The sequence below is a fragment of the Psychrobacter maritimus genome (assembly GCF_029953575.1).
In the GTDB taxonomy this organism is placed as follows: domain Bacteria; phylum Pseudomonadota; class Gammaproteobacteria; order Pseudomonadales; family Moraxellaceae; genus Psychrobacter; species Psychrobacter maritimus.
On the sequence record NZ_CP124526.1, the window covers coordinates 1,022,760 to 1,048,909 of the forward strand.

Consider the following 26,150-nt stretch of genomic DNA (forward strand, 5'->3'; position numbering starts at 1 on the left):
GTTGTTTTTTATGAAAATTCATCGCCCGCATTTATTAAAGCATACCTTTAATGTCGTTAATCGTGTTCGCCAAACCGCAAGCGTTGCTGGTTTGTCAGCGCTTAGAGTCGCAAAGGGTGAAAAACCTGATGCCATGCTGCTAAAGGAAACCTTTGAACAATTAGGTACGACTTACATCAAAATTGGACAGTTTATCGCCAGTACGCCGTCATTGTTCCCGCGTGAATATGTTCAAGCATTCCAAAGCTGTTTGGATCAAACGACGCCATTATCCTACGCTTATATTGAACAGGTATTAAAAGAAGAGCTGGCCGTTGATGGTCTGACGCTTGAGGAGATGTTTGCTCATATCGACACAAAACCGTTAGCATCAGCTTCTATTGCCCAAGTTCATGCGGCGCGTTTGCATAACGGCGATGAGGTGGTGCTAAAGGTACAGAAACCGGGCGTCGAAACCATTATGCAAACGGACTTGGGCGTATTACATGGCGTGACCAAATTGGTTGAGCTACTAATGCCTTCGATGCGCTTTGCCAGTATTGCGCCTATTATCGATGAAATTCGTTTGCGTATGCTTGCCGAAACAGATTTTATCGCTGAAGCGCAAAATATCCGCGATTTCCAGCAGTTTTTAGCGATATCAGGAAATACACGCGTCGTCGCGCCGACCGTCTATGAAGAGCTGACTACCAAGCGTGTGCTGACCATGAGCCGCTTATACGGCGTTTCTATGGTAGATGAATCCGTCATGCGTCAGTATTGTACTGACCCTGCGCAAGTGATGGCAGATACTTTGAATACCTGGTTTGCCAGTCTCATGCTCTGTAATAGCTTCCATGCGGATTTGCACGCGGGTAATTTGATGCTATTAACCGATGGGCGTATTGGTTTCTTGGACTTCGGTATCGTTGGTAAATTAAAAGCTGAGAGCTGGCGCGCTTGTATGGGTATGATGCAAGCGATGCAAGACAGCGATTATCAAGCAATGGCACGCCATATGATTGATATGGAGATGACCCATGGCGGCAACCAAGTTGACGTCGCGGCATTGGGCAATGATTTGCAGCGTATGATGAAAACCATTATGGCAGAAGACAAAGCCTTTACCAGCGGCGTGCCTTTCAATAGCAAAGAGCAAGCCGATGAACTCAATAAGATGATGCTTGAGATTGTTGAGGTCGGTAAGCGTCATGGTATTCATTTCCCACGTGACTTTGCTTTATTGACCAAGCAAATGCTCTATTTTGATCGTTTTATGCGCACGCTTGCCCCTGATATGGATATGTTTAGCGATCAGCGCGTGCAAATGTTAGGTCAAGCAGAAACAGCCGAGTAGGCGAGTCCTCCAAGCCGAAATATCTCTTAGTAGTAAGCGTTATATTTAGAACTCTTTTATTCTATGTTTAACATTTTAGCGCAGAAGTCTCCCACCTCTTAGGTGGTGAGATGAATACGTATTTCATTGACTTTGATATTTTACTGGCTTACGATCAGTGTAAATCAATTAAGTTTATGTATAGCAATGATATTAGATACTAATACTCATTCAGTCTTTTTGCTAAACTACCATCTTATCATGGTAACTAAGTATCGCCGTGAGGTTTTTGATAATGAAATATCTAATGCCGCTAAAGCAATATTTGAACGAATCGGTACGAGCTATAAAATCGAGCTACTAGAATGGAATCATGACAAAGACCATGTTCATGTTTTATTCAAAGCCCATCCTAAAACCGAAATCAGTAAATTCATTAATGCGTATAAGTCAGCTAGCTCTCGCTTACTAAAAAAAGGTTACCCTAGCATTAAAGATAAGCTTTGGGAATCTAAGTTTTGGTCGCAATCGTTTTGCTTAATCACTACAGGCGGAGCGCCACTAGAAGTTATTAAGCAATATATTATCAATCAAGGGGAGTCATGACTAAGCAAATCCATAAAGCCTACAGGGTAAGATTATACCCAAATGACGAGCAGCAGATATTCCTTGCTAAGTCGTTTGGTTGTACGCGCTTTATCTGGAATAAGATGCTTGCTGATAAGATAAGTCATTATCAAGAAACCAATACTGAGCTTAAAAATACACCTGCCCAATATAAAAAAGAGTTTGAGTGGCTAAAGGAAGTAGACAGCTTGGCACTAGCCAATGTCCAGCAAAACCTAAGAGCTGCTTATAGTAAGTTCTTTAAAGGCGCGGGCTTTCCTAAATTTAAGAAAAAAGGTCAGCGTGATAGCTATATCACTAACAATCAAAAAGGCACAGTGGCGATCACAGATAGCACTGTTAAACTGCCTAAGATTGGTCATATCAGCGCTAAATTCCCTGACAAAATAAACGGCTTAATCAAGAGCGCTACGGTTAGTAAAAGCCCATCGGGTAAATACTATGTGAGCCTCTTAGTCGAAACTATTGTCAGCGAGTTACCAAAAACAGGCTTAAGAATAGGTATTGATTTAGGATTGACAGACTTTATCGTCTTATCGGACGGGTGTAGGGTTGCTAATCCTAAGTTTTTATCAAGGCTGCAAGGTAAACTTACGCGAGAACAAAAGATTTTAGCCAGACGTAGAGAAGTTGCTCAAGCTCAGCAACGTAAGTTGTCAGACAGTCGCAACTATCAAAAACAAAAGGTTAAAGTTGCTAAAGTGTACGAGAAGATAACCAATAGCCGCAAAGATTTCCTACATAAGCTCTCATACAAAATCATCAAAAACCACGATGTTATTGCTATAGAGGATTTAAACGTCAAAGGTATGGTTAAGAATAAAAAGCTGTCTAAGGCCATCTCAGACAGCTCATGGTCAACCTTCACTACCATGCTTGCATACAAGGCAGAATGGTACGGTAAAACGCTTGTCAAGATAGACCGATGGTATCCATCCTCTAAAACTTGCTCAGGCTGTGGTCACTTACTGACTAAAGCTGAATTACCGTTGTCAGTGCGATCATGGGATTGCCCTAGTTGTTTGCAAAAAAATAATAGGGACATCAACGCCAGTATCAATATCTTAAATCAAGGATTGATGCTGGCTGAACAATCAAAAACCGTCGGTGCGGCGGGGTTAGCTTAGCCAATTTACCTAACCGCTGATACAAAATATCGTATCAAGTATGGGTATTATCTAAGAAACCCCTATCTCTTTAGGTAGTGGGTAGTTCATTTGGTTATGTATCAGTACTTTTGACTACTTATAACACAAAGGATTGTGTGCTTCTTGCCACAAAATGGCTCTGTCATGATGACTGCTTTTAAAAGCCGTGCTGCTAATATTATTACCAATCAAACGGCGATTGCTTGCATAGGGTTGTATTGTCTGGCGGTGGTTATGGGGTTTGGGCGGTTTTTATTTACCGCAACCTTACCTGATATTATGACACAATTATCGTTATCGACGGTCATTGCAGGTTGGCTGGCTTCGGTCAATTATAGTGGTTATTTTATTGGAGCGCTGATTGCGATGTTTGTGCCCCAACGTTTGACATGGCAAATGCTCATAGCATGGACAGCAGTCAGTATCGTTACTACCATGCTATTGGTGGTGCCAAATCTGTCATTGAATCTCTGGTATGTCATTCGGCTACTATCGGGTATCGCCAGTGGGGTGGCGATGATTTTAAGCTCATCGCTAGTGATTCAAAGCTTTAGTCATGAGCGGCGCTCGGTACTTTCAGCCTTACATTATGCGGGCATTGGGGTCGGTATCAGCGCCTCTGCCGTCTTGACATGGTGGTTATTAACACTCGGCTATCATTTCGATATCATTTGGCTAGTAGCAGGGATTATCAGTCTACCGTTATTATGGCTGCTTTATGCTATTAGACCGCAAAACCTGATTTCAGCTGATTTATCATCATCTAAATTATCGTCCTCTAACTTGCAGCTCCCTAAGCGACAATCCTCTAAGCTATCATCCCTTAAATCACAGCCTGTTAAATTAAACCGCAGCAATCAGCGCCTATCTATACAGCAAACTTATCTTAATTTTAAACGTTCTTTATATGAAGCGGTGGCAGGTTATACCAAGGCGATTGTATTACTGTCGGCAAGTTATGTGTTGGCGGGGTTTGGTTATATTACTTCAGCGACTTTTTTGCCGGTGATGGCAACGCAGCGGCTTACGACACAAAGCTATGCAGGATTACTGATTTGGCTCGTGGTTGGTATCTTTGCCATGCTATCGAACCCTATTTGGGGCGCGCTTGCTAAGCGCATTGGCGAGACCAAAACCTTGATGGGTTTAACGTTATTGCAAGCGTTTGGTATGTGTTTGCCCATATGGTCTGATGGTGCTATTGGCTTATATGGTAATGCAGTGATTTTGGGCTTAACCTTTGTCGGTATGGTGTCAATGACACTTAATTTGATTAAAAATATCAATCCCGCTTACTCAAATTTATTAATTGGGCTGGCAACTTTGGCGTATGCAATAGGGCAGTTCATAGGACCGTTGGTCACGGTGGCGCTGGCAGGGAAACAGGACAATTTTAACGCCGGTTTATTGGTCGCGGCTAGCGGTTTATTAATAGGATTGGTTTTAGTTTTCTTTTTTCAGCGGCAAACTCAGCGCCAGCGGCAGTCCTCGTTTAATTGATAACTAGAATTAAAAGAAAGGTAAAAGCCACAGCCACATTAACCGTCAAACTAAACCAGGCTACGGCTAAATACTTCTCGTAGCTCAAAGCTGGTATGCACTTGGGCGACGCCTTCGATGCGATTGAGCCTATGCAATAAAAACTCCTCATAATGCGCCATATCGCGTACGCGCACTTTAATTAAGTAATCTTCGGTGCGACCGGTGACGATACTACAGCTAACCACCTCATCGAAACTTTGAATTTTTTCCTCAAAAAGCTCAAAGCGATCTGCAGTATGGCGATCCATACTAATCGCGATAAATACCGCCAGAGGATAGCCAAGTTTTTGCGCATCGGTTTGGGTATGGTAGCCGGTGATGATGCCTGAATCTTCTAAGCGTTTGATACGGCGCGCGCAAGGGGTCGCCGATAAGTTAACCCGTTCGGCAAGCTCGGTAATACTCATACGTGCTTGGGTTTGTAATAAGCGTAATATCTGTTTGTCAGTATCGTCAATATCTATGGCTAAAGAGTTTTCCGTATGGTTATTTAACATCGAATATCGCCTTATTGGTGAATTACAGCAATTATAATCATAATTGTGAATTTTTTCACTAAACTACTATAAATTTTGGTGAAATAAAGCTGATTTCTAACACAGAAACTTTGTTATTATAATGGCATAAACTTTTATTATCTCGTATGATAAAGAATGATTTGGTCATTAGTTGCCCCGCTAAAATCTACACTTCAACTCAGCTCTTTATGTTATCTAAGGATTGATTATGCCTAATCAAGCAACACGCCATGCAGACAACACCTCTGCAAAAGTTACCCCAAAAAATGCCGCTTTCGATTTCCGTAAATATCGTCCATTTGCGTTTGCACCTGTGCTGACAGATCGCACTTGGCCGAGCAAAACGATTGAGAAATCACCAATTTGGGCAAGCGTGGACCTGCGTGATGGTAATCAGGCGCTAATTGATCCAATGACGATTGAACAAAAAATGCGCTTTTTTAAAACATTGGTCGATGTGGGTTTTAAAGAAATTGAAATTGGTTTCCCGTCAGCGGCGCAAGTTGAGTTTGATTTTGCACGTAAACTCATTGAAGAAAACCATGTGCCTGCTGATGTCACCTTGCAAGTATTGGTGCAGGCGCGTGAGCATTTGATTGCCCGTACTTTTGAATCATTAAAAGGGGCGAAGCGTGCTATCGTCCATGTTTATAACTCAACGTGCCGTATCCAACGCGAAAAAGTTTACGGTAAAAATAAAGCTGAAATTAAAGAGATTGCCATTACCGGTGCTAATTTATTGGTCGAATACGCGGCCAAATATCCGGAAACAGAATGGGTATTCCAGTATTCACCTGAAAGCTTTAGCCAAACTGAAACGGAATATGCAGTCGAAGTCTGTGACGCGGTTTGTGATGTCTGGAAGCCTGAAAATGGTCAAGAAGTGATTTTAAACTTGCCTGCGACGGTTGAAGCATCAACGCCAAACGTCTTTGCTGACCAAGTTGAATATTTCTGTCGTCATCTTGCCAAACGTGAGCATGTCACCATCAGTTTGCATACCCATAATGACCGTGGCTGTGCCGTAGCTGCTGCTGAGCTTGGCGTGCTTGCTGGTGCCGATCGTATTGAAGGCACCTTGCTTGGTAATGGTGAGCGTACCGGTAATATGGATATCATGGTCATGGCAATGAACTTGTTCAGCCAAGGCGTTGATCCAGAGCTTGATTTTAGTAATATGAGTGAGATTGTACAGGTGGTGAGCGAGTGCAATAATTTGCCACTTCATCCTCGTCATCCGTACGTTGGCGAGTTGGTCTTTACCGCCTTTAGTGGCTCGCATCAAGATGCCATCAAAAAATGCCTCGATTATAATGAAAAGCATGCCGAGCAGACCGAAAATGTGTGGGACGTGGCGTACTTGCCAATTGATCCGGCGCATATCGGTCGCAGCTATCAAGACGTGGTTCGTATCAATAGCCAGTCTGGTAAAGGCGGCGTTGCTTATATCTTGCAGCGTAACTATGGCTTTAACTTGCCACGCTGGATGCAGATTGACTTTAGCGGTGTGGTACAAAAGCAAGCGGAAAGCGCTGCCCGTGAATTACAGAATGATGAGATCTTACAAACCTTTGAAGACACTTATTTGCAGCAAGGCAGCTTTGAGCTTCTAGATTATAGTGTCAATAACAAAGGCGGTGAGGTGTACTTTAACGGTCAAGTACAGATGAATGGCGACGCTATTACTATTGATGGTACGGGTAACGGTCCCTTGTCATCGTTTATTGACGGACTTGCCCAGCATACGGGTAAATCTATCCATGTCATCAACTACGCTGAGCACGCGATTAATCCGCAGCACAATAGCGGTAATGGCATCGATGATGATACCAATAATGATAACAAAACCAACGCCAACGCTGCCGCTTACATTCAGCTAAATGTCGACGGTGAGGTTTATTCAGGTATTGGTACTTGTAGTAGTACCGTATCGGCGATGCTTAAAGGCGCGTTATCCGCCTTTGCTCAAGCAGTAAATACCGCCGCTGCTTAATTTCATAATATTAAAATAGTATTAGTATTAAGACAGTTTATTTAAGACAGTAATCTATAACGTCATGGCTCTTGCAACCAGCAAGTTAGCCATGGCGTTATTTTTTATGTAAGAATTTAACTTAGCAGAACGCTATTTTAAAAGTACCTTTTTTATATTGAAATCATGATAACTGAGTACGTGCTTAGCGACGTCTTTACGAGTGATAGCATAATGTTACTTGTGTTTTTGGTGTCTAAGACTTACGCTAATGTATATATCATTCATTATTATAATAGTAGAAAAACAAGGTTAATTATGGAACCTATATCATTTGCTTCATTTACATTGGCATCTATTTTAGCTTCACTGCCAGCGAATGGTGAAGTCGTCAGTAAGCCCACGATTACCACGCATATCAGTCCCGCCATTGCCGGACAGTGGGAAATAGATTTAGACAGTAGTATCACAATGACTAAAGAAGCGGAGGCCAGACAAGCAGCATCCAAGCAGCAAAAAGAAAAAAGTGCTGAGCCAAAAGTAAACGCTGATACAAAAGATGGACTACTGAGCCAAAATGAAAAACGTATCGTTAATATAAAGCCGAGTACCGGTCAAAAACTGATGGCTTCAGCAGCGAAATCCAATCAATGCCGTGAGTTATATAACTTTGCTGCGGATAATGAGATGTGGGCGGTCAGCGGTAAAGAATGGACCTATGGTCGCTACCTAGTCACTCACCGCGAAGAGGGTTTGCCGATTATTGCTCTCAAAACGGTCTATGACAACAATGAGGTAGATTGCTCAGGCAATCAGATAGATCAGACTGATGAGGCGCTGATTGCGTTTTTAAACCATGACGGTAATCAAATGCAGTGGTGTGCCGACCCTGATGGTACCGAATGCTTTATGAATTTCACTAGAGTATTACCATAATATTTTATTATCATTTATAAACTGTCGTCTATAAACTGTTATCTATAAAATTTAAAAATGTGGTGTAATGGACAAAATTCATGCTGGCGTAGGGTCTAACGCTATATACTATCTATATTTGCAAGGAATCAACGCGATGAATCAAAAAACTGCCCTTTTTGTCGTGATAAACACATCAAAAAGAATGGACTCAAGCTAGGCAAACAACAGTATCAATGTCTAGTTTGCAGACGGCAGTTTTTAGGTGGCAAAAGACTCAATAACCAGACCCTTTGGACCGAATACACCCAAGGGAAACAGACCTACAAACAACTGGCTGACAAGTATAGCTGTAGTCTTAAAACCATTCAAAGACGCTTAGACAAAGTCAGTACCCAGTATCAAGTTAAGCGACCAAATACCGCTAACATCATCATGGATACCACTTACTTCGGTCGTAAGTTCGGTTTAATGGTTTTTATGGACAATACCACTAAAGCCGTTCTTTACTACGCGATAGTCAGTCATGAAACCAACAGTGCCTACAAACAAGGAATTGATCATCTAGCATCGTTAGGCGTTGATATACAAAGCATTACCTGTGATGGTAGACGAGGACTGCGTACGTTATTTACCCACACCCCTTGCCAGATGTGCCAGTTTCATCAGGTACAAATAGTGACTCGTTACCTCACTCGTCGCCCTAAAAATATTGCTAGTATCGAGCTTAGAGGGCTTACTTTAGACTTAACACAGCTTGATAAAGCCCCGTTCACAAAATGCTTAGATTATTGGTTGTTAACTCATGAAGACTATCTTAGTGAGCGTAGTACCAATGAAGATACTGGTAGAAGTTGGTACACTCACAAACGTCTTAGAAGTGCTTATCGCAGCCTCAGAACCAATAGCGATTGGCTATTCACTTATCAAGAATATGAGCACTTAGACATACCAAATACCACCAATTCTCTTGAAGGATTATTCAGTGAGTTAAAGCGACAATTACACAGTCATCACGGTCTAAATGAGCAGCGTAAGTTACGGTTTATTAAAGACTTTCTAGGGTCAAAGTCACTCAAATAGCATGAATTATGTCCATTAGCGACTACCTTCTACTTTTTAGCATGAATTTTGTCCATTACACCAAAAATGTCATTTATAAAATCCAGACACATTAAAAAACCGCTATCTATTTGAATAGCGGTTTTTTTATTAATTTTCTTGTAAAACAATAGCATTTAGACAGACTATGAATCAGCCTTGTCTTTATTGGCCGTTAATAACTCTCTTTCAAGATAATGAATATTTTGTGCTTCATGGACAAATTTATCATCAGCCAAAATTACATCACGATGCATCGGTATATTAGTCTTAATACCTTCAATAACCAATTCATCAAGTGCGTGCAAGGTTTTAGAGATTGCTTGCTGCCGCGTTTGACCATGGCAGATAAGCTTGCCAATGAGTGAGTCGTAGTAGCTTGGAATCTCATAGCCGGGATAGAGATGTGAATCAAAGCGAACGCCAGCGCCACTAGGTGAGTACAGCTGAGTGACAGTACCGGGTGATGGCATAAAGGTCACTGGATCTTCAGCATTGATACGACATTCAATCGCATGCCCTTGAACTTCAATTTCGCTTTGACGATAAGATAAACCGTAGCCCGCTGCGATTTTAAGCTGCTCAACGACCACATCGATACCTGTAATCATCTCGGTGATGGTATGCTCAACCTGTACACGGGTATTCATCTCGATAAAAAAGAATTCATTGTTTTCAAATAAAAACTCAAATGTCCCAGCACCGCGATACTTGACCAGCTTACAGGCTTTGACACAGGCATCGAGGATAGGCTGACGTACATCATCAGGGATATCAGGGGCAGGGGCCTCTTCTAATACTTTTTGATGGCGGCGCTGTAAAGAGCAATCACGGTCATAAAGATGAATCGCATTACCATTGCCGTCGCCAAGTACCTGTACTTCTACGTGGCGCGGATTTTGTAGATAACGCTCCATATAGACCGTATCGTCGCCAAACCACAATTCAGCTTCTTGCTTTGCCGCTTGCACTTGACCAATAATTTCCTCAAAGCGCTCAACGACGCGCATACCACGACCACCACCGCCTGCAGCTGCTTTAATAATAAGAGGAAAGCCAATGTTGCGTGCTTGCTCTTCCGCATTGTGCATGGTCACCGCACCCACTGAACCGGGTACCGTTGGCACACCTGCTTTTTTCATAGCATTGATGGCAGAAACTTTATTACCCATTAAGCGGATATGATCGGCGTTAGGGCCAACGAAGGTCAATCCGGCTTCTTCGATACGCTCAGCAAACTCGGCATTTTCAGCTAAAAAGCCGTAACCAGGGTGAATAGCATCAGCACCAGTAATTTCAGCGGCGGTCAAAATCGTATTGATATCAAGATAGCTTTGGTTGGCATTGGGTTTGCCAATACAGATTGCTTCATCAACAAAGCGTAAGTGCATCAAATTTGCATCAGCGGTAGAATAGACGCCGACAGTCTCTATGCCAAGCGCCTTACAAGCTCGAACGATACGTAGGGCAATCTCACCTCTATTGGCGATGAGCAGTTTTTTTATCATGGGGTCATCCTTGTTGAAGCGGCAGTCATTGATAAAGTCGCTATTTTAGACATCATAAAAATAAATGACGATACAACTCATTTAGGTAAATTGAGCGCTGATGCCGTATCAATAATAACGAGGTCTCAATCATTACAAAATAAAGGTTGGAAACAGCGTTACGCTTTGTAGCGTATGACCGGCTGACCAAACTGCACAACTTCAGAGTTATTTACTAAGATTTCATCCACAATACCGCTTTGAGTCGCTTCAAGAGGATTCATGATTTTCATGGCTTCAATAATACCAAGCGTGTCACCCGCTTGTACTTTTTGTCCAACCTTTACAAACGGTGGATCGTTAGGGCTTGGGGCTGAATAGAAAACACCAACCATCGGCGATGTCTCAACGCTACCAGCTTTGATAGCAGCTGTGGCTTCAGCAGCGATTGGCGCAGCGCCAACACTAGGAGCGGCCATCATCGTTGGTGCAGGCGCATCATAGTGACGAGTTAAGCTAATATGTTCGTCGTCTGAGCTGATTTCTAAATTAACCAGTTCACTTTCTTCCATGAGTGCGATCAGGGTGCGTATTTTTTCAATATCCATAATTTTAATTTTGCCTTGTACTAAATTCGAGAAAATAGTGTAACTAAATATTGTGTTGGTAATTGCTAATGATACCTATATTCACGCCAATGAGCAATCGATGTACAGTTGTTAACTGAGTTTTTTTACATATTATGACGTAAGCTATCTTATAGAGTAAGAAATACTTAATGATTTATCATAGTCTATGTGACAAGGTAGCGCTAGTAATGGTTACTAGACGCTACGATTGGATAAAGGTAATGACAGCATTAAGCCCACATCATCGTCAAGCGTTTTTGCTGATAGCGCAAACGTACGGTAAGCAAGATGGAAGATAGGAATAAGCCGGTGATAAGTGCCATCCAGAAACCTTGCGCGCCAACGTCGGTAAAGCGCACGAGATAAATACCAAGTGGTAGGGCCACGAGCCAATAACAAAATAGCGTGACCCACATCGGTATGGTGGTGTCTTGCATACCGCGTAATATACCGGCGACATTGACCTGCCAACCATCAAATAACTGATAGGCTAAGGCAAAGATAAGTAGGTGCATGGCTTGGGCTGTGACGTCGGGATTGTCGGTAAAGGCCGCGGCCAATTGCGGTCTAAATAACCAAATGCCAAGCATACAAGTAAGGGCAATGATTACCGTCCATATCAAACCTGTGGCTTGTACCTGACGTAATGCCATCAGGTTTTTTTCACCAAAGCGGTTGGACACCATAATCGTCAGCGCCATCGCGACTGATATAGGAATCATAAACAGCTGCGAGGTCACCGATAGTGCCACCTGATGCGAGGCGGTTGCAAGCTCGCCTAAGGGACTGATTACCAAGGCTCCCAAGCTAAATAAACTGGCTTCAAAAAAGATAGAAATGCCAATCGGGATACCAAGCTTTAATAGTTTTTTGATTTGCGTGCGATTGGGACGGGCAAAAGCATAAAAGAAGCGCGTACTGGCAAACTGTTGACGTTTCGTAAAACTGGTATAAGTCGCTAATAGTATGACATTAATCCAAAGGACGATTGCGGTTGCAACCCCGCAACCTGCGCCGCCCATCTCAGGCATACCAAATAAACCATGGATAAAAATGTAGTTAAGCGGAATATCGGCAAGCAGCCCGATGATACTGATAACAGTGACAGGCTCTGGTCGACCAAGCGCCTCGCAATAGCTGCGCAGTACCGCATAAATAGCAATCGCAGGGAAGCCGAATGAGACACCTCGTAGATATTGAGAAGCGATAGGTTGGATGTTTTCAGGTACACCCATCACCCCAAGTATATTAGGTGCCAGATTGACAATAACAAAACCGAGAATACCAATGACACCTGCCGTCCATAAAGACTGTTGGGTGATGTGTGGTACTTGGCTGTGTTTGTTTTGACCGATTGCTTCGCCAATGAGCGGCGTCGTGGCAATCAAAATACCGGTCGCCAATAAGAATAATGGCAGCCAAATACCGGAACCAACAGCGACGGCGGCTAGGTCAAGGGCAGAGACTTGACCGGCCATAATGGCATCGACAACACCCAGCGCGGCTTGGCAAAACTGGGTAATCAAAATAGGCAGTGCAAGTACGCCTAAGCGTAAGCTGTAACTTTTAAAATCTCTGAAAGATAATGGGAAAACCATAATAAGCAACTTTTTATTCTTTGCGGTAATGATTGTAGATGAGCAAATGCTGCCATCAACAAGTTAATAGCAAGACAGTAAAATAGGATTGGTGCGACGATAATACTCCGATAAATAATATGAGCAAGTGCAATCTGAGTAACAATAGGCCGGCTAGGTATAAAAGTAAAAATGGATGCCCTAAAATAAAAATAACCCGTCAATTCGCAAGCAGAATTGACAGGTTATTTTTAGAAATAATGGTAAACAAGCTTAAGTCTGATGTCAACGTTTTAGAAGTGTTTGTTAATACTAAAGCATCACTTTTTCTTGAATTTTAAGGCGTTGTAAGCCATACAGTAAGCGTCAAAGACTAGCATTCTCTGGCAACAGATTAAGCTCTTCTGCCATATCCATAATCGTGTTCCAATGCTTGGGTTCAAGCGGAAGAATAGTTAGCTGCTCACAACCTTTTCTCAGCAACAAGGAGTCCTCAAGCGCCGGCAAAAACTTAAGTTGTGCTAAGGGCAATATATCCGTAAAAGCTTGCTCAAAAGTCACATCTACCATATACCAGCGCGGCTCATCTTCAGTTGCTTTAGGGTCATAATGGCGGTGTTCAGGATGGAATTGGGTGATGTCAGGGTAGCCGGCCTTGCTAATGGTCACGATGCCAGCGACACCAGAAGGTCGTGCGCTCGAATGGTAGAAAAACGCTTTATCTCCGACTTTCATATCGTCACGCATAAAGTTGCGGGCGCGGTAGTTACGCACGCCATCCCACATCTCCGTGCCCGCACGTTGTAAGTCTTCTATATTAAAACAGCGGGGATTGGATTTGATAAGCCAATATGCCATGGTCTTTATCCTTGTAAAATTATTAGTGTAATAATAACGGTTTAATAGTGATGAGTTTAAATGCTGCTATTTATAGATTCTCATCTTATATGGTCATTGAGCTTTTTTTGTATTCTAGCTATCAGCTTAAACACCATTTTTTGTCACTGCTTTTATGTCTAATTTATGCTGATTAGGCTTTTCTTTAGCTCGCCCAGCCGTTATCCTAGCGCTACTTTCTGCTGATGATAGCAGCTAATCCTTTATAGATAAGTGCGCTTATGTCAAATATCAAATTGTCTCATTTTTCCAACAACCTTGGCGCTGTTGATCGTGATAATTCAAATCATGACAATACAAGTCCTGACAGTATAAGTGCGCTCGATGTCAGAGATATTCCATTGGCGCTTTATATTCATATTCCGTGGTGCGTCAAAAAATGCCCTTATTGTGATTTTAACTCGCATGAGCTGCCGATTGACAGCCAGCTGTCTATGTATGATGAGTATGTTGATGCGCTAATACTTGATGCAGCGTCGCAGCAAGCGTTAACCCAAGGGCGAGAAATCAGCTCAGTATTTATCGGTGGCGGTACTCCCTCGCTGCTGCCCATTGCCCAGTATCAACGCTTATTTAACAGTCTGCGCGAGATTTTTAGGTTTGTCGGTGACATTGAAATAACGATGGAGGCCAATCCAGGCACCCTTGAGCATGCACCATTTGCGGAGTATTTGAAGGTAGGCATCAATCGTTTGTCGATTGGCGTACAAAGCTTTGCTGCTGAGCAGCTCACCACACTGGGGCGCATTCACAATCCAGCCCAAGCGCTCTCTGCCATTAAAGCGGCTCGTAGCGCTGGATTTGAGCGTGTCAATGTGGATTTGATGCATGGGTTACCAAAGCAAACGATGAGTGAAGCATTGAACGATATTCAAATGGCACATGACGCAGGTGCTACGCATATTTCTTGGTATCAGTTGACCATTGAGCCAAATACCGTGTTTTATCGCAGTCAGCCGATTTTACCCGATGAAGATAGCTTGGCGGATATCGAACAAGCGGGTCAGGCATTGCTTGAAAGTTTGGGCTATTACAATTACGAAGTGTCGGCATGGGCAGGTGCGTCCGATAAGCCTTGCCGTCACAACATCAACTATTGGCAGTTTGGCGACTATCTAGCTATTGGTGCTGGTGCTCACGGTAAAGTCACCATTGATGACGCCGCGATTAAAGAGTGGACTGCGGAGAAGGTGTCAAAAGAGGCATTAAAGGAGACAGTAGGCGAGTCACGTATTTATCGCTTTAGCAAATCACGTCTGCCCAAAGACTATATGGGCTACCAAGATGAGGCTAAGCAGAATGAAATAAGCCAAAACAACCAAATGGTAACCATACCAAAGACGCCAATGCCGCCAAAAATGGTCGGCTGGCAGGCAATTGCAAGTGATGAGCTGGTCAGTGAGTTTATGCTCAATGCGTTACGTTTACATGATGGCGTGGCGTGGTCATTGTTTGAGGCTCGTACTGGACTGAGCTATGACAGTATTGCTCTAGAGGTGAATAAGCTCATTAAACAAGGGCTATTGATAGATGATAATGAGCATTTACAGCCGACTGCATTGGGTAAAAGGTATCTGAATCAAATCTTAAGAGAATTTTTGTAAAATCAAAAGATAAAAAAAGAGGCTTACCAAATGATAAGCCTCTTTAAAATAAGTCTAACAATATTCAGACTTAGATTTTGTTTTGTACTTCTTGTGCAGTACCAGTTACGGCGCCACCAGCACTTGAAACGTCTTGACCTAGACCTTTAAAAGTGTTGCAACCAGTTAGTACAAACATAGCAGTTAAAGATGCGATAACCAATTTTTTCATAATTTTTTCCTCAAAAAAGACAGGGTTTTATAAGTAATAACAGTAAAACTTAGTGTTTTGCTTAAGTTTTACTGAGGGGTTGCAGGATACGATAACATTGCATGATAGGATAACAATGTTTTTAAGCCATCTCGTTGTCCGTTACAGCCATCATAATCAAAGTTAAAATCAGAACACAGTATCAAAATGTAATTATTGGCAGTAAACTGTAACTTTTGATTACGCCTGCTATATAAGCCAAATATAAAGTCCAAACCATTGACGGAGTTCGTATGACCATTCATATCGTGTTGGTAGCGCCAAAGATGCCTAGCAATACTGGTAATATTATTCGCTTATGTGCCAACAGTGGGGCGCAGCTACACTTGGTTAGACCGTTAGGGTTTGAGCTCGACGATAAGAAGCTACGCCGCGCAGGTTTGGATTATCATGAATATGCCCATCTGCAAGTACATGACGATTGGGCAATGACCAAACAAGCGCTGCAAGCTGCTGGTTGCGATATTATTACCGCGCTTACGACCAAGCTTAGCAAACCGTTTTATGACTATGATTTTAGCGGGCAAACGACTGACCAATCAGACAATCAGTCGACTACTAGCCCATCATCAAATCATGTTGCGCTGGTTTTCGGTTCTGAAACGGCAGGGCTACCAGATGATATCCGCGCAGATATTGGTGCTGATAACTGGCTACGCTTACCAATGCTCGCTGATTCGCGCAGTTTAAATTTGTCTAATAGCGTGGCAATATGCTTGTATGAAGTCTGGCGACAGCAAGGGTTTGACGGTGATGAAGGTCGCAGTATCGGTTATGAGACCTTGACGGTTTATGATCCGAAATAGAGAAGGTAGTTACGTCAAAAAGAGGTTAAAGAGAATTAAACTAATGATTTTCTTTAACCTCTTTTTTACTGCTTTTTTTATAAACCACGTTTTTTATAAACAATTAGGCGGTTTTGGTAAACCTGCAAGACGATTGACGTGACGGGCGACCAAACCAGTATTAAATAGCTGCTGTAGCGTTTGATTACTGATGTCGTGCTCAGGTAAAGTTTGCTGTAGCCATTTAATCAGCGGGCGGGTAGCAGGGGCGTGGTTAAATTTGCCAAAAAATGCGCGTACCTGTTGTAAGATTGCTAAATGTTCAGCATTTAGAGTCACATCTAGAGTGTTAGCGAGTTGCTGCGCAATCGCAGGCGTCCAAATCGTATGGTCGCATAAATGTCCGTCTTGATCTAATTCAACGTTGAGCGCTGCTGTGATAGGAATGATTGTATTGTCATTATTCATAGAGCAATCGTCACCACTTTATCAAACTTAGCGCCATTAGCATGAGTATTTTGAGTTAAGGCGACCCATTCATCATTGCTTAAAATAGCGGTTAATTTCGTAGTAAGGTTTAGCTTAGCGGTTGTATCAACACTAAGCTGTGCCACATCCTCGGCGAGGGCATAAATAGCAGCGATATCTTCTATCTCGATGCTCTCAAGGTCACCTAAATAGGCGTTAAACCAGTCAATAAAAGCCACAGTCGTGCCTAATAATATAATGCTATCACCCGCACGCCACGTCGATGCCATCTGTTCTGTAGCGCGCCTGAGCGTATCCATGCTGCAATGTAATTGGTATAAAGTTGCCATAATCGTGTCCGCTTGCTTACTGTATTTATTGTTATATCAAACTAAATATTAAGAGTGAAGAGTCGTACTAGTACTAAAAGCAGCTACTAAAAAACCAGAATCTGGTCAAAATCTTGCGAATTTACTACCTCTGGAATCAAGGTTAATTGCGTCGCCAAATCAGCCGGTAGCATACCGGTAATCCAACCGCTAAACACATCGTCCGGTAACCAAGCAGCTGGCATATCATATAACTCAAGCGACTGAATCATGCCATGTAGACGTGAGTTAGGCTGCATTAAAAAGCCAAATACAGGCGCATCCAAATACAGCTGCACCTCATGACCGAAAGTCGCTAAGGTTAAAGCCAGCGCGCAGCCTTCATAGCTTGCCATCTCAGTAGCTGTGTGCAAGCGAATGAGTAATTTCATGATGTATTCCTAATCTGAGGTATCGCGAACCGTTATTGCTAAGCTGGTTTTTTATGGGTTAACTATTTATAGGCTGGTCATTTTCAGAGCGAACTATAATTCCAATGCTAATTAAAACTGTAGCAAACGACAGTCACCTTGCATCATCATCGCAAGCTCACTCAGTCCAACCAGCTTAAAACCAGCGGCCAGATTTTCGCTATCTAATTGATGGCGTGTACTATTTTCGCCATCTGAAATACCACGGCTAAGCGCCGTACTGACGCAAACGGGCAGCGCCAACTGATATTGCTCAGCAAGCTTTTGCCACGCTTGGGTGATATTCATCTGGTCTGCTGACTGCCAGCGTAATCGATTGGCTGTATTGGCGGCATCGGCATAGAAAAAAACATTCAATGGCGCGGGCGGGTTTTCAAGGTCGTCGCTGTTATTGGTTTTATCATTATTATTTATGTGAGTGCTTGCTAGATAAGTACGAGCATAGCGTAGCGCAAGATGTGCCAGCGGATGGCTAGGATCAGCAGTAATTAATAATAGCGGGGTTGTGGTCGTCATAATCGCGGTGTCACTTATGATGAATGAGTATGAAGAAAAAAGCGCAACGCCTTAATTTTTTTAAGACTCAAGGTTTTTAAGAACCAAGCACTTAAGAACCAAGCACTTAAGAACCAAGCACTTAAGAACCAAGCACTTAAGAACCAAGCACTTAAGAACCAAGCACTTAAGAATCAAGCGCTTAAGAATCAAGCGCTTAAGAATCAAGCGCTTAAGAATCAAGCACTTAAGAATCAAGCGCTTAAGAATCAAGCACTTAAGAATCAAGTTTTTTGAGCCTTTTAAGCATTGGCTATTGTAGCATTATTCACGAATTTTTCTTGTGTTCGTCAGTTGTTAGTTAGTATAGGGCTGTCAGTAGCATGATTGAGGATTTATGCTACTATAAAACGCACAAATTAGAAGATGTACAATCGCTTTAATATTCTAAAAATAATTTTTCCAATTCATGTGGTTTTTATAGCTTTATGCTGCAAGGAGTTGTCGTCGTTATGCTATCTACCGTACCTAGTGGTACAGGCTTTCAGCCCACACCAGAGCAGCTACAAGTGCTACAGACTGCCAGCGAGTTTGCTTATCAGGTTTGGCAAAGTCGAACGGGCGCTTGCCAGACGTTTTTGCGCAGTTATCCATTACAGAGCACTTTAACGCGCCAGCAAATTGATGATTTGATTCAAGATTATACGTTGGATGAGAATTATCAGCTCGCCAATGAAGACAAAGTCATGATCGGCTTGCGGCATTTGCGTATGCTGCTGATGATGCGCTGGATTTGGCAAGATGCCTTGGCCGTCATTGAGCTTGAGCAATTGACCGATGAGCTGTCTGAGTTTGCGGATGGCTGCATTTTATTTGCCAAAGACTATACGTACCAGCAGCTGATAGCGCAATATGGGCAACCGACCTTTATCAACGCTAAAGGTAATGTGCAAGTGGATGACATGGCGATTATGGCAATGGGTAAGCTTGGCGCGCATGAGCTGAATTTATCCAGTGATATCGACCTTATTTTTGTCCATCAGGCGCGCGGTGAGACGGACGGTGACAAAGCAAAAGGCACGCGCAGTATTGATAATAAGCGTTTTATGACGCGGCTTGGACAAGGCATTATTAGGCTGCTCGATAATAATACCGCTGATGGTTTTGTATTTCGGGTCGATATGCGTTTGCGTCCGTGGGGCGATGGCAGCGATTTGGCGATTCATTTATCAGCATTACAGAAGTATTTTGCTCAGCATGGGCGGGCATGGGAGCGTTTTGCTTGGCTCAAAGCACGCGTGGTTGGGCATATAGAGCAGCCGTTTTATGATGACATACAAGCGCTGATTAAGCCTTTTGTATTTCGTTATTATGTTGACTATAGTGCCTTTTCAGCCCTCAGAGAGATGAAATCTCTGATTCAGAATCAAGTCGCTCAGCGTGAAGATTTAGATAATATCAAGCTTGGCGCGGGTGGTATTCGAGATATTGAGTTTATCGTCCAAGCCTTTCAACTGATTTATGGCGGTCGGCATCCGCAGCTACAGGTCAAGTCTTGTTTGGCGGCGATGCAGGCGCTGTGTCAGCTTGAGTATCTAGAGCAGAGCACTTATCAAGAGCTACAAGCGGCTTATCGTTTTTTACGTCGCCTTGAGCACGGTATTCAAGCAATTAATGATCAGCAAACGCAGCGTTTACCGCATGACACACAGTGGCAGCATAATCTAGCAGTCACCCTTGGCTTTGATGATTGGGCAGGATTATTAGCGACACTTAATCAGCATCGCTATCATGTCAATGTACCGTTTGAGCGTATGGTCACCGAACGGCAGATACCCGATCAAGAGGATGACGAGCTTGAGCCTGAACAGTTAAATGAGCAGATAGCGCGCTTAAATGAGGTATTAACCGAAGAAAATCGTGCGCTATTACAAGGTTTTTGGCAGTCAAAAATGGTCGCCAATTTGAGCGATGAAGCGCGTGAGCGTTTGGATGATGCTTATCCTGTGATTGTACACGCGCTACTTATCCATGAAGAACAGCAGCAACTTGCTAATACCGCCTTGCCACGTTTAATTACTTTGCTAGAAGCCATTTGCCGCCGCTCTATTTACTTGGTGATGATTGCAGAAAACCCCAATGCCACCGTTGAGCTGATTCCGATGTTATCAGCCAGCCCTTGGATTGCTAAGGAATTGGCGCAGTATCCGGTGTTATTAGATACCTTCTTACAACAGCGCTATCGGCATTTGCCAGACAAGCGTGAGCTGCGGGACATTTTGCGTCAACAGTTATTGCGCGTAGAGCCTAACGATGAAGAGGAGTTACTGAGCGTACTGCGATTATTTAAAAAGAACCAAGTGTTGGCAGTGGCTGCCAGTGATGTGTTGGCAGAACGCCCAATTATGAAAGTATCAGACTCATTGACCTATATTGCCGCTGTGGTACTCGAGGCCGCGCTTGAACGTGCCTTTGCCGAAATCGTCAAACGCTATGGCTATCCGATTGGTCAAGATGGCGATCCGGTCACTGAAGCAGATTGCGGTTTTGCCATCATTGGCTATGGCAAGCTTGGTGGGTTGGAGTTGTCATATTCATCAGATTTAGACTTGGTGTTTTTGCATAAAATAAAAGAGCAGGGCATGACCACGGGCGAAAAATCAGTCAGCGGTATGAAGTTTGCGGCTCGCTTGGCGCAAAAGCTCATGACGTACCTTAATACCCAAACCCGTGATGGCCGCGCTTATGAAGTCGATATGCGTCTGCGACCGTCGGGTAACGCTGGTATGATGGTGGTTTCTTGTCATGCGTTTGAAACCTATCAGCTCGAGAAAGCGTGGTCTTGGGAGCATCAAGCGTTGGTACGGGCGCGGGCAATCTGCGGTGACAAACGCGTGACCGCCCGTTTTTGTGATATTCGTCGTACTGTTTTGGCATTACCGCGTACGATTGAGCAAGTCCGTATCGAAGTCACCAGCATGCGTATTAAAATGCAAAAGCATCTGGGCACCAGTCAGCACCAGCAGCAAGCGGGCAAGTTTCACCTTAAGCAAGATGCCGGCGGCATTGTCGATATTGAGTTTTTGGCGCAGTTTGCGGTATTAGCCTATTCGCATGAACATCCAAGCTTGACCAAGTGGAGTGACAACGTGCGTATTTTTGAAGAGATGGCGACTTTGGGTATTTGGGAGGCACAGGTTTGTCAGGATTTGACCGATGCTTACTTACGCATCCGCGCCGCGACGCACCAATTGGCATTATCCGAACAGTCGTTATTGGTTGATGAGTCATTATGGACAGAAACGCGAGCACTGGTACAAGCGCAGTGGCAGCATCTGATGGGCGTAGAATCCGCAGAGTAAAGTTGCTGCATTATAATGATGCGGCCAGATGATATGACGATAAGCATAGCGCTTTGATAGCCATTGTGCTCAAGGGTATATGAATAAAAGCCATGCAGTGATAAACTAAAATATTGTATTTGCCTCTCGTGCCGGTGCTATAATCACTGGCACCTTAAATTTGTACCTAGAAAAATTGCATCTGAAATTGCATCTAAAAATAGGCACTCAGTGTCAGCAGGCAATTTTAATTAAAACATTTATTTAACCATTAACACTCAACAAAAAAAGTTAGACGTCAGCGCTAGCATAAGGACTATTAAATGAATATGGCAACACAAGAAGGTAAGCTTTGGATGAATGGCACGATGATTGAACAGCCAGACGCCAAGGTTCATGTGCTTACGCATAGCCTGCATTATGGCATGGCGGTATTTGAAGGCGTACGTGCTTACCAAACTGCTGACAATCGTACGGCGATTTTTCGCTTAAAAGACCATACCGATCGCCTATTGGGTTCTGCAAAAATCTTTCAAATGAATGTACCATTTGATGCAGCGGCACTTGAGCAAGCGCAAAAAGATGTGGTCAAGCAAAACAACTTGGCAGAAGCCTATATTCGTCCGCTTATTTGGGTTGGCGCTGAAAAATTGGGTCTGTCATCACGTGACAATAGCATCAATGCAATGGTCGCTGCTTGGCATTGGGGCGCATACCTTGGTGAAGACGGTATCAAAAACGGCATCCGTGTAAAAACCTCGTCATTTACGCATCACATGACCAATGTGACCATGTGTAAAGCTAAAGCATCTAGCAACTATCCAGTATCTATCATGGCCAACCAAGAAGTCACGCGTAATGGTTATGACGAAGCTATCTTGATGGATCCACAAGGTTATGTTTGCCAAGGCGCTGGTGAGAACTTATTTTTAGTCAAAGACGGTGTGCTGCATACACCAGATTTGGGCGGCGGTGCGCTTGATGGTATCACGCGTCGTACTATCATTCAGTTTGCTGAAGATTTGGGCATCAAAGTCGTTGAGCGCCGTATCACTCGTGATGAGTTCTACTTGGCGGATGAAATCTTTATGACAGGTACCGCAGCTGAAGTCACGCCTATTCGTGAATACGATGATCGTGTTATCGGTAATGGTGGCCGTGGTGAGCTGACTGAGAAATTGCAAACCTTATATTTCGATGTGGTACATGGCCGCAATGAGCAGTATATGGATTGGTTAAGCTTTATTGATTAATTTTAAAAACTGCATTTTATTTTTAAAACCATATTGTATGAAATAAAAAAGCTAAGACTGCTTTAAGTCTTAGCTTTTTTTGTTGAGTGGTACTAATAGGTATCTTAAAATCAAGTTCATAGGCTCGCTATAACTACTAACGATAAGCTCGCACATAATTTATGGATGCGGTATCATAACGTCGCTTAGTTTCAAGCTACATCTTGCTATGGTGTCCATCTATAAATACGGCTGCTTAGCATGTCGATTCTTAAAGCAGGTGCGTTCAAATTGAGAGCGTCATAGAATCTTATTTTTTAGCTAAGTCTGGCTTTACTTTGAATAGATTAATGGAGAAGCTGTTGAGAGTCTTACATTTTGTCACTGGTGGCTTTTCAGGAGCTACGAAAGTTGCTATTGATTTGGTTGAGGCTCACAATCAAATAGAATCGACTGAAAACCTATTAGTACTGCGTCGTAAAAAAACGACCGTACCAGAAAAGCTTGCTGAACTTGAAGATAAAGATATCGATTGCAAGGTTGTCACAGGTACTACCCATCTTGCGACCGTTCACGAATTAAAAAAACTATGTGAGCAATGGCGACCTGATATATTGGTTGCGCATGGGTTTCCTGAGCATTTACTGGGAAGACAGGCAGGGCTATTGGCACAAGTACCTTGCTTGGTACAAGTGGAGCACAACTCTAAAGAGCGCTATACACCTTGGAAGCTATACCAAACGCGTAAACTAAGTAAATCAACTGCTAGAATTGTGGCTGTCTCTGAAGGCGTAGCCCAAGTCTTATCTGAGCAGGGTCTTAAAGCGCCTATTCAAGCCATCCCAAATGGTATTGATACCACTCGATTTGGCGGTGTGAACCTTGCACCTGTTAATGAAAGGTCGCATGATCTGATTATGGTGGGAAGGTATGCTAAAAGTAAGGATCACGTTACTTTAATTGAAGCACTGAATCAGTTAAAGCAAAAAGGCATAAACCCCACTCTTACCTTAGTTGGCAGTGGGCGCAAGCGTTACCAAAAAGAAGTACATGATTTGGTTGCTCACTATGAGCTGCATGAACAAGTGACCTTTATAGAGTACAGTAGCGAAGTTGAAAAGCTATTGCTGCAACACAAAGTATTTGTCATGTCGAGCCGTTTTGAAGGGCTGAACCTAGCGGTGCTAGAAGCGATGGCAAGTGGCTGTATCGTTGTGGGAAGTACTGCAATGGGAGTAAAGGAGTTGATTGATGACAAAAAAGATGGCTTCTTGTTCCCAGTCGGAGCAGCAACAGAGCTGGCAGGTATCATTGAGACTGTACTATCTAATCCATCAAACTACCAAGCACTAGCAACGGCAGCTAGAGAGAAGGTTTTAGTTCATTATGATAAAAAACAGGTCACTCAAGCGTATTATCAATTATTTCAGAGTTTATTAACAAGCTGTTAATTATTATAAAGTTTTTAATGTGAGTGTTGTATGAATAAAGAAGATCTAACAATTGGTATTTTAATACCTGTTTATAATGTAGCGGATTATGTAGAAGAGTGTATAGAATCCATACTCACTCAAATCGATACTAGAGCATCTATTTTAATAATGAACGATGCTTCGACAGATAATAGTACAGCTATTATCAAGCGTTTTGAAAATCACCCTCAAGTGCAAATCTTCGATGCGCCTCATAATAGAGGTTTGTCAGCCACACGTAATGCGCTTTTTGATATGGCGCAAACAGAGTATATCTGGTTTATTGACTCTGATGATGTTATGTACGAAGGTGCTTATAAATCTGTCATGTCTCAAATAGAAAAATTGAACTCGGATGTGCTATGTGCTGATTATGTATCATTACGAGGGAAAAAAGAGGTAAAGAAAAAAGCTTTTATAGGCAGGGCTAATAAAAATTATATCAATAATAACAATAACTTCTTAGATAATATTATTCAAAATAAAAGTAATCATATTTGGAATAAAGTCTTTAGAAGACAGTTGATACAAGATATAAGATTTAAAGAAGGTGTTAATTTTGAAGATATCTACTATATAACAGATGTCTCTAATAATCATTTTAAGTTCAGTTATCTCAAAATGCCTATTATAAAATATCGCGAACGACAAGGGTCTATTGTCCAGAACCTGAATGAAAAATATGTAGATAATTATTTGTCAGCTTTTCAGTACCGTATTGAGAAATATAAAGTAGTTGATGATAATGAATTAGGCTTCATCTATTTAAAATATAAAGTTTATAAGCATTACGCAGGTCTCATTACAAAAATCGATAAAACTAAGCAGGCTCAACTTTTATCTTACGTCGATATTCATTACAGTGATTATTTTTCGAAACTTTACTCAGCTACTTATAATAGACTATCTTTTTTTCAAAAAAAGATAATAAGACTCAAAAAATCAAAAGTAGATATGTTATTTAAAAAGAGGGGGCATAAGTCGTGAATAAATTTTTTGATGTTGTCAGTAATAAACCTTTCAAGATTTTTTACCACGGCTTAGTGCCTAGAAGTGTAAGAAAATCTTGGAGGTATAAATATGATGAGTTGCCAACTCAAGTTGCTGTAGCTGAATATTGGCAATCGATCATTAGGGAATACCAAGATGGAAATATCGATAGGTATCAAATGAAGCCAAAAAAAGACCTGAACAATAGAAAAGTTATTTGGCAATACTGGGCACAAGGAATAGAAAACGCGAATGACACCGCCAAGCTATGTTTTGCTTCAGTAGATAGATATAAAGGTGATTATGAAGTCATACGTATTACTGATGATAACTTAGAAGACTATCTTGAATTGCCGGATTTTATTGCTGAAAAACGAAAAAACTCTGTATTCAAACCCGTTTTTTTCTCAGATTTACTTAGAGTCGCACTGATTAATGTTTATGGTGGGATATGGCTTGATGCTTCTATATTACTGACCGAAACCATACCTGCGCAATATAGTGATTACGACTTTTTCATGTTTTCTAGAGACCCAAATTCAGTTAATAAAAACTGGGGGACAGGCGATAAGCATGTTTACTTTAGTTGGAGAGACACTCTAAAGGTTAAGCATTTAAGCAGTATTATTTATGGTCGTGCTGGCAGTAAGTTATCCTCTATTATGTTAGATCTACTATTACACTTTTGGAAAACTGAAGAGGCGATTCCGCACTATTTTTTCTTTCAAATTATGATAAATGAGTTACGAGAAGTAGGAGTAGTTGACTTTGATTTTCCAGTACAAGACGATACTCTGCCGCATCTTTTACAATTTAAAATGAAAGAGAAGTTTGATCACAGTGAATTTGAAGCTATCAAAGCACAAGCTTCACTGCACAAGCTAAGCCTACACGATACGCTTAAAGAAAAAACACTATTGGGCGACTTGACCTATTACGGTTATTTAACACAAAATCAATAAAATAGTCATTATTGCTAGCTTAAC

At 42.3% G+C, this 26,150-nt stretch carries 24 protein-coding genes; 14 read left to right on the forward strand and 10 right to left on the reverse strand.

Features of this window, described 5'->3' with window-relative positions; translation table 11 throughout:
- Window positions 1–10 precede the first annotated feature (10 nt).
- From QJS82_RS04290 to QJS82_RS04305, 4 genes are all read left to right on the forward strand, one after another.
- Complete coding sequence (locus tag QJS82_RS04290) at window positions 11–1,336, forward strand: ABC1 kinase family protein (RefSeq protein ID WP_281491335.1); 1,326 nt, start codon at window positions 11–13, stop codon at window positions 1,334–1,336.
- A 186-nt stretch (window positions 1,337–1,522) separates the two neighbouring features.
- The gene (gene tnpA / locus QJS82_RS04295) at window positions 1,523–1,921 is read left to right on the forward strand and encodes an IS200/IS605 family transposase (RefSeq protein WP_281491336.1); all 399 of its coding nucleotides are present in this window, start codon (window positions 1,523–1,525) and stop codon (window positions 1,919–1,921) included.
- Window positions 1,918–3,069: an IS200/IS605 family element RNA-guided endonuclease TnpB gene (gene tnpB, locus QJS82_RS04300; protein ID WP_281491337.1), complete on the forward strand. Its 1,152-nt coding sequence runs from the start codon at window positions 1,918–1,920 to the stop codon at window positions 3,067–3,069. The genes tnpA and tnpB overlap by 4 nt, the downstream gene beginning before the upstream one ends.
- A 165-nt stretch (window positions 3,070–3,234) precedes the next feature.
- Window positions 3,235–4,590: a YbfB/YjiJ family MFS transporter gene (locus QJS82_RS04305; RefSeq protein ID WP_281491338.1), complete on the forward strand. Its 1,356-nt coding sequence runs from the start codon at window positions 3,235–3,237 to the stop codon at window positions 4,588–4,590.
- 50 nt (window positions 4,591–4,640) lie between these two features.
- On the opposite strand, the gene QJS82_RS04310 is transcribed toward QJS82_RS04305, so the two are convergent.
- A complete protein-coding gene (locus QJS82_RS04310) occupies window positions 4,641–5,129 on the reverse strand; it encodes an Lrp/AsnC family transcriptional regulator (RefSeq protein ID WP_281491339.1) in 489 nt (162 codons plus the stop codon).
- Between the two features lie 229 nt (window positions 5,130–5,358).
- On the opposite strand from QJS82_RS04310, the gene leuA reads away from it, so the two are divergent.
- From leuA to QJS82_RS04325, 3 genes are all read left to right on the forward strand, one after another.
- The gene (leuA, locus tag QJS82_RS04315) at window positions 5,359–7,143 is read left to right on the forward strand and encodes a 2-isopropylmalate synthase (RefSeq protein WP_281491340.1); all 1,785 of its coding nucleotides are present in this window, start codon (window positions 5,359–5,361) and stop codon (window positions 7,141–7,143) included.
- A 297-nt stretch (window positions 7,144–7,440) separates the two neighbouring features.
- Window positions 7,441–8,058: a hypothetical protein gene (locus tag QJS82_RS04320; protein ID WP_281491341.1), complete on the forward strand. Its 618-nt coding sequence runs from the start codon at window positions 7,441–7,443 to the stop codon at window positions 8,056–8,058.
- A gap of 114 nt (window positions 8,059–8,172) precedes the next feature.
- Window positions 8,173–9,120 carry an IS256 family transposase, variant Zn-binding type gene (locus tag QJS82_RS04325; protein WP_438656657.1) on the forward strand — a complete coding sequence of 316 codons (948 nt, stop codon included), beginning with the start codon at window positions 8,173–8,175 and terminating at the stop codon, window positions 9,118–9,120.
- A gap of 164 nt (window positions 9,121–9,284) precedes the next feature.
- Here QJS82_RS04325 and accC read toward each other — a convergent pair whose 3' ends face one another.
- The 4 genes from accC to QJS82_RS04345 all read right to left on the reverse strand — a co-directional run bounded on the left by accC (window position 9,285) and on the right by QJS82_RS04345 (window position 13,689).
- Window positions 9,285–10,646 carry an acetyl-CoA carboxylase biotin carboxylase subunit gene (accC, locus tag QJS82_RS04330; protein ID WP_183617923.1) on the reverse strand — a complete coding sequence of 454 codons (1,362 nt, stop codon included), beginning with the start codon at window positions 10,644–10,646 and terminating at the stop codon, window positions 9,285–9,287.
- Window positions 10,647–10,804: 158 nt separating this feature from the next.
- Window positions 10,805–11,233, reverse strand: a complete 429-nt coding sequence (accB, locus tag QJS82_RS04335; protein ID WP_201624799.1) for an acetyl-CoA carboxylase biotin carboxyl carrier protein — start codon at window positions 11,231–11,233, stop codon at window positions 10,805–10,807.
- A gap of 251 nt (window positions 11,234–11,484) precedes the next feature.
- Complete coding sequence (locus QJS82_RS04340) at window positions 11,485–12,852, reverse strand: MATE family efflux transporter (RefSeq protein ID WP_281491342.1); 1,368 nt, start codon at window positions 12,850–12,852, stop codon at window positions 11,485–11,487.
- Window positions 12,853–13,197: 345 nt separating this feature from the next.
- Window positions 13,198–13,689, reverse strand: coding sequence for an EVE domain-containing protein (locus QJS82_RS04345; RefSeq protein WP_281491343.1), 492 nt, complete (start codon window positions 13,687–13,689; stop codon window positions 13,198–13,200).
- 260 nt (window positions 13,690–13,949) lie between these two features.
- On the opposite strand from QJS82_RS04345, the gene hemW reads away from it, so the two are divergent.
- Complete coding sequence (gene hemW, locus QJS82_RS04350; protein ID WP_438656492.1) at window positions 13,950–15,332, forward strand: radical SAM family heme chaperone HemW; 1,383 nt, start codon at window positions 13,950–13,952, stop codon at window positions 15,330–15,332.
- Window positions 15,333–15,402: 70 nt separating this feature from the next.
- Here the strand turns inward: hemW and QJS82_RS04355 are convergent, their stop codons facing one another.
- A complete protein-coding gene (locus QJS82_RS04355; protein WP_144296920.1) occupies window positions 15,403–15,543 on the reverse strand; it encodes an entericidin A/B family lipoprotein in 141 nt (46 codons plus the stop codon).
- Window positions 15,544–15,815: 272 nt separating this feature from the next.
- On the opposite strand from QJS82_RS04355, the gene QJS82_RS04360 reads away from it, so the two are divergent.
- Window positions 15,816–16,388: a tRNA (cytidine(34)-2'-O)-methyltransferase gene (locus tag QJS82_RS04360; RefSeq protein WP_281491344.1), complete on the forward strand. Its 573-nt coding sequence runs from the start codon at window positions 15,816–15,818 to the stop codon at window positions 16,386–16,388.
- A 93-nt stretch (window positions 16,389–16,481) separates the two neighbouring features.
- Here QJS82_RS04360 and QJS82_RS04365 read toward each other — a convergent pair whose 3' ends face one another.
- From QJS82_RS04365 to tusD, 4 genes are all read right to left on the reverse strand, one after another.
- Entirely contained in the window at window positions 16,482–16,835 is a 354-nt protein-coding gene (locus QJS82_RS04365; protein ID WP_281491345.1) for a TusE/DsrC/DsvC family sulfur relay protein, read from the reverse strand.
- A complete protein-coding gene (locus tag QJS82_RS04370; protein WP_281491346.1) occupies window positions 16,832–17,185 on the reverse strand; it encodes a hypothetical protein in 354 nt (117 codons plus the stop codon). The genes QJS82_RS04365 and QJS82_RS04370 overlap by 4 nt, the downstream gene beginning before the upstream one ends.
- An 86-nt stretch (window positions 17,186–17,271) precedes the next feature.
- The gene (locus QJS82_RS04375) at window positions 17,272–17,595 is read right to left on the reverse strand and encodes a hypothetical protein (RefSeq protein WP_201618608.1); all 324 of its coding nucleotides are present in this window, start codon (window positions 17,593–17,595) and stop codon (window positions 17,272–17,274) included.
- A gap of 111 nt (window positions 17,596–17,706) precedes the next feature.
- Window positions 17,707–18,150, reverse strand: coding sequence for a sulfurtransferase complex subunit TusD (gene tusD, locus QJS82_RS04380; protein ID WP_281491347.1), 444 nt, complete (start codon window positions 18,148–18,150; stop codon window positions 17,707–17,709).
- A gap of 491 nt (window positions 18,151–18,641) precedes the next feature.
- Between tusD and glnE the strand changes: the two genes are divergently transcribed.
- The 5 genes from glnE (at window position 18,642) to QJS82_RS04405 (ending at window position 26,126) form a co-directional block, all read left to right on the forward strand.
- The gene (glnE, locus tag QJS82_RS04385; protein ID WP_281491348.1) at window positions 18,642–21,491 is read left to right on the forward strand and encodes a bifunctional [glutamate--ammonia ligase]-adenylyl-L-tyrosine phosphorylase/[glutamate--ammonia-ligase] adenylyltransferase; all 2,850 of its coding nucleotides are present in this window, start codon (window positions 18,642–18,644) and stop codon (window positions 21,489–21,491) included.
- A 302-nt stretch (window positions 21,492–21,793) separates the two neighbouring features.
- Window positions 21,794–22,723, forward strand: coding sequence for a branched-chain amino acid transaminase (locus QJS82_RS04390; RefSeq protein WP_201563450.1), 930 nt, complete (start codon window positions 21,794–21,796; stop codon window positions 22,721–22,723).
- 341 nt (window positions 22,724–23,064) lie between these two features.
- Window positions 23,065–24,153: a glycosyltransferase family 4 protein gene (locus QJS82_RS04395; protein WP_281491349.1), complete on the forward strand. Its 1,089-nt coding sequence runs from the start codon at window positions 23,065–23,067 to the stop codon at window positions 24,151–24,153.
- Window positions 24,154–24,183: 30 nt separating this feature from the next.
- The gene (locus QJS82_RS04400) at window positions 24,184–25,161 is read left to right on the forward strand and encodes a glycosyltransferase family 2 protein (RefSeq protein ID WP_281491350.1); all 978 of its coding nucleotides are present in this window, start codon (window positions 24,184–24,186) and stop codon (window positions 25,159–25,161) included.
- Window positions 25,158–26,126 carry a capsular polysaccharide synthesis protein gene (locus QJS82_RS04405; protein WP_281491351.1) on the forward strand — a complete coding sequence of 323 codons (969 nt, stop codon included), beginning with the start codon at window positions 25,158–25,160 and terminating at the stop codon, window positions 26,124–26,126. Before QJS82_RS04400 ends, QJS82_RS04405 begins: the two co-directional genes overlap by 4 nt.
- Window positions 26,127–26,150: the final 24 nt, after the last annotated feature.

What these genes read in the sequence shown, in the direction of transcription:
- QJS82_RS04290 (WP_281491335.1), top strand. Translation starts at nt 11, where the DNA reads ATGAAAATTCATCGCCCGCATTTATTAAAGCATACCTTTAATGTCGTT.
- tnpA (WP_281491336.1), top strand. Translation starts at nt 1,523, where the DNA reads ATGATATTAGATACTAATACTCATTCAGTCTTTTTGCTAAACTACCAT.
- tnpB (WP_281491337.1), top strand. Translation starts at nt 1,918, where the DNA reads ATGACTAAGCAAATCCATAAAGCCTACAGGGTAAGATTATACCCAAAT.
- QJS82_RS04305 (WP_281491338.1), top strand. Translation starts at nt 3,235, where the DNA reads ATGATGACTGCTTTTAAAAGCCGTGCTGCTAATATTATTACCAATCAA.
- QJS82_RS04310 (WP_281491339.1), bottom strand. Translation starts at nt 5,129, where the DNA reads ATGTTAAATAACCATACGGAAAACTCTTTAGCCATAGATATTGACGAT.
- leuA (WP_281491340.1), top strand. Translation starts at nt 5,359, where the DNA reads ATGCCTAATCAAGCAACACGCCATGCAGACAACACCTCTGCAAAAGTT.
- QJS82_RS04320 (WP_281491341.1), top strand. Translation starts at nt 7,441, where the DNA reads ATGGAACCTATATCATTTGCTTCATTTACATTGGCATCTATTTTAGCT.
- accC (WP_183617923.1), bottom strand. Translation starts at nt 10,646, where the DNA reads ATGATAAAAAAACTGCTCATCGCCAATAGAGGTGAGATTGCCCTACGT.
- accB (WP_201624799.1), bottom strand. Translation starts at nt 11,233, where the DNA reads ATGGATATTGAAAAAATACGCACCCTGATCGCACTCATGGAAGAAAGT.
- QJS82_RS04340 (WP_281491342.1), bottom strand. Translation starts at nt 12,852, where the DNA reads ATGGTTTTCCCATTATCTTTCAGAGATTTTAAAAGTTACAGCTTACGC.
- QJS82_RS04345 (WP_281491343.1), bottom strand. Translation starts at nt 13,689, where the DNA reads ATGGCATATTGGCTTATCAAATCCAATCCCCGCTGTTTTAATATAGAA.
- hemW (WP_438656492.1), top strand. Translation starts at nt 13,950, where the DNA reads ATGTCAAATATCAAATTGTCTCATTTTTCCAACAACCTTGGCGCTGTT.
- QJS82_RS04355 (WP_144296920.1), bottom strand. Translation starts at nt 15,543, where the DNA reads ATGAAAAAATTGGTTATCGCATCTTTAACTGCTATGTTTGTACTAACT.
- QJS82_RS04360 (WP_281491344.1), top strand. Translation starts at nt 15,816, where the DNA reads ATGACCATTCATATCGTGTTGGTAGCGCCAAAGATGCCTAGCAATACT.
- QJS82_RS04365 (WP_281491345.1), bottom strand. Translation starts at nt 16,835, where the DNA reads ATGAATAATGACAATACAATCATTCCTATCACAGCAGCGCTCAACGTT.
- QJS82_RS04370 (WP_281491346.1), bottom strand. Translation starts at nt 17,185, where the DNA reads ATGGCAACTTTATACCAATTACATTGCAGCATGGATACGCTCAGGCGC.
- QJS82_RS04375 (WP_201618608.1), bottom strand. Translation starts at nt 17,595, where the DNA reads ATGAAATTACTCATTCGCTTGCACACAGCTACTGAGATGGCAAGCTAT.
- tusD (WP_281491347.1), bottom strand. Translation starts at nt 18,150, where the DNA reads ATGACGACCACAACCCCGCTATTATTAATTACTGCTGATCCTAGCCAT.
- glnE (WP_281491348.1), top strand. Translation starts at nt 18,642, where the DNA reads ATGCTATCTACCGTACCTAGTGGTACAGGCTTTCAGCCCACACCAGAG.
- QJS82_RS04390 (WP_201563450.1), top strand. Translation starts at nt 21,794, where the DNA reads ATGAATATGGCAACACAAGAAGGTAAGCTTTGGATGAATGGCACGATG.
- QJS82_RS04400 (WP_281491350.1), top strand. Translation starts at nt 24,184, where the DNA reads ATGAATAAAGAAGATCTAACAATTGGTATTTTAATACCTGTTTATAAT.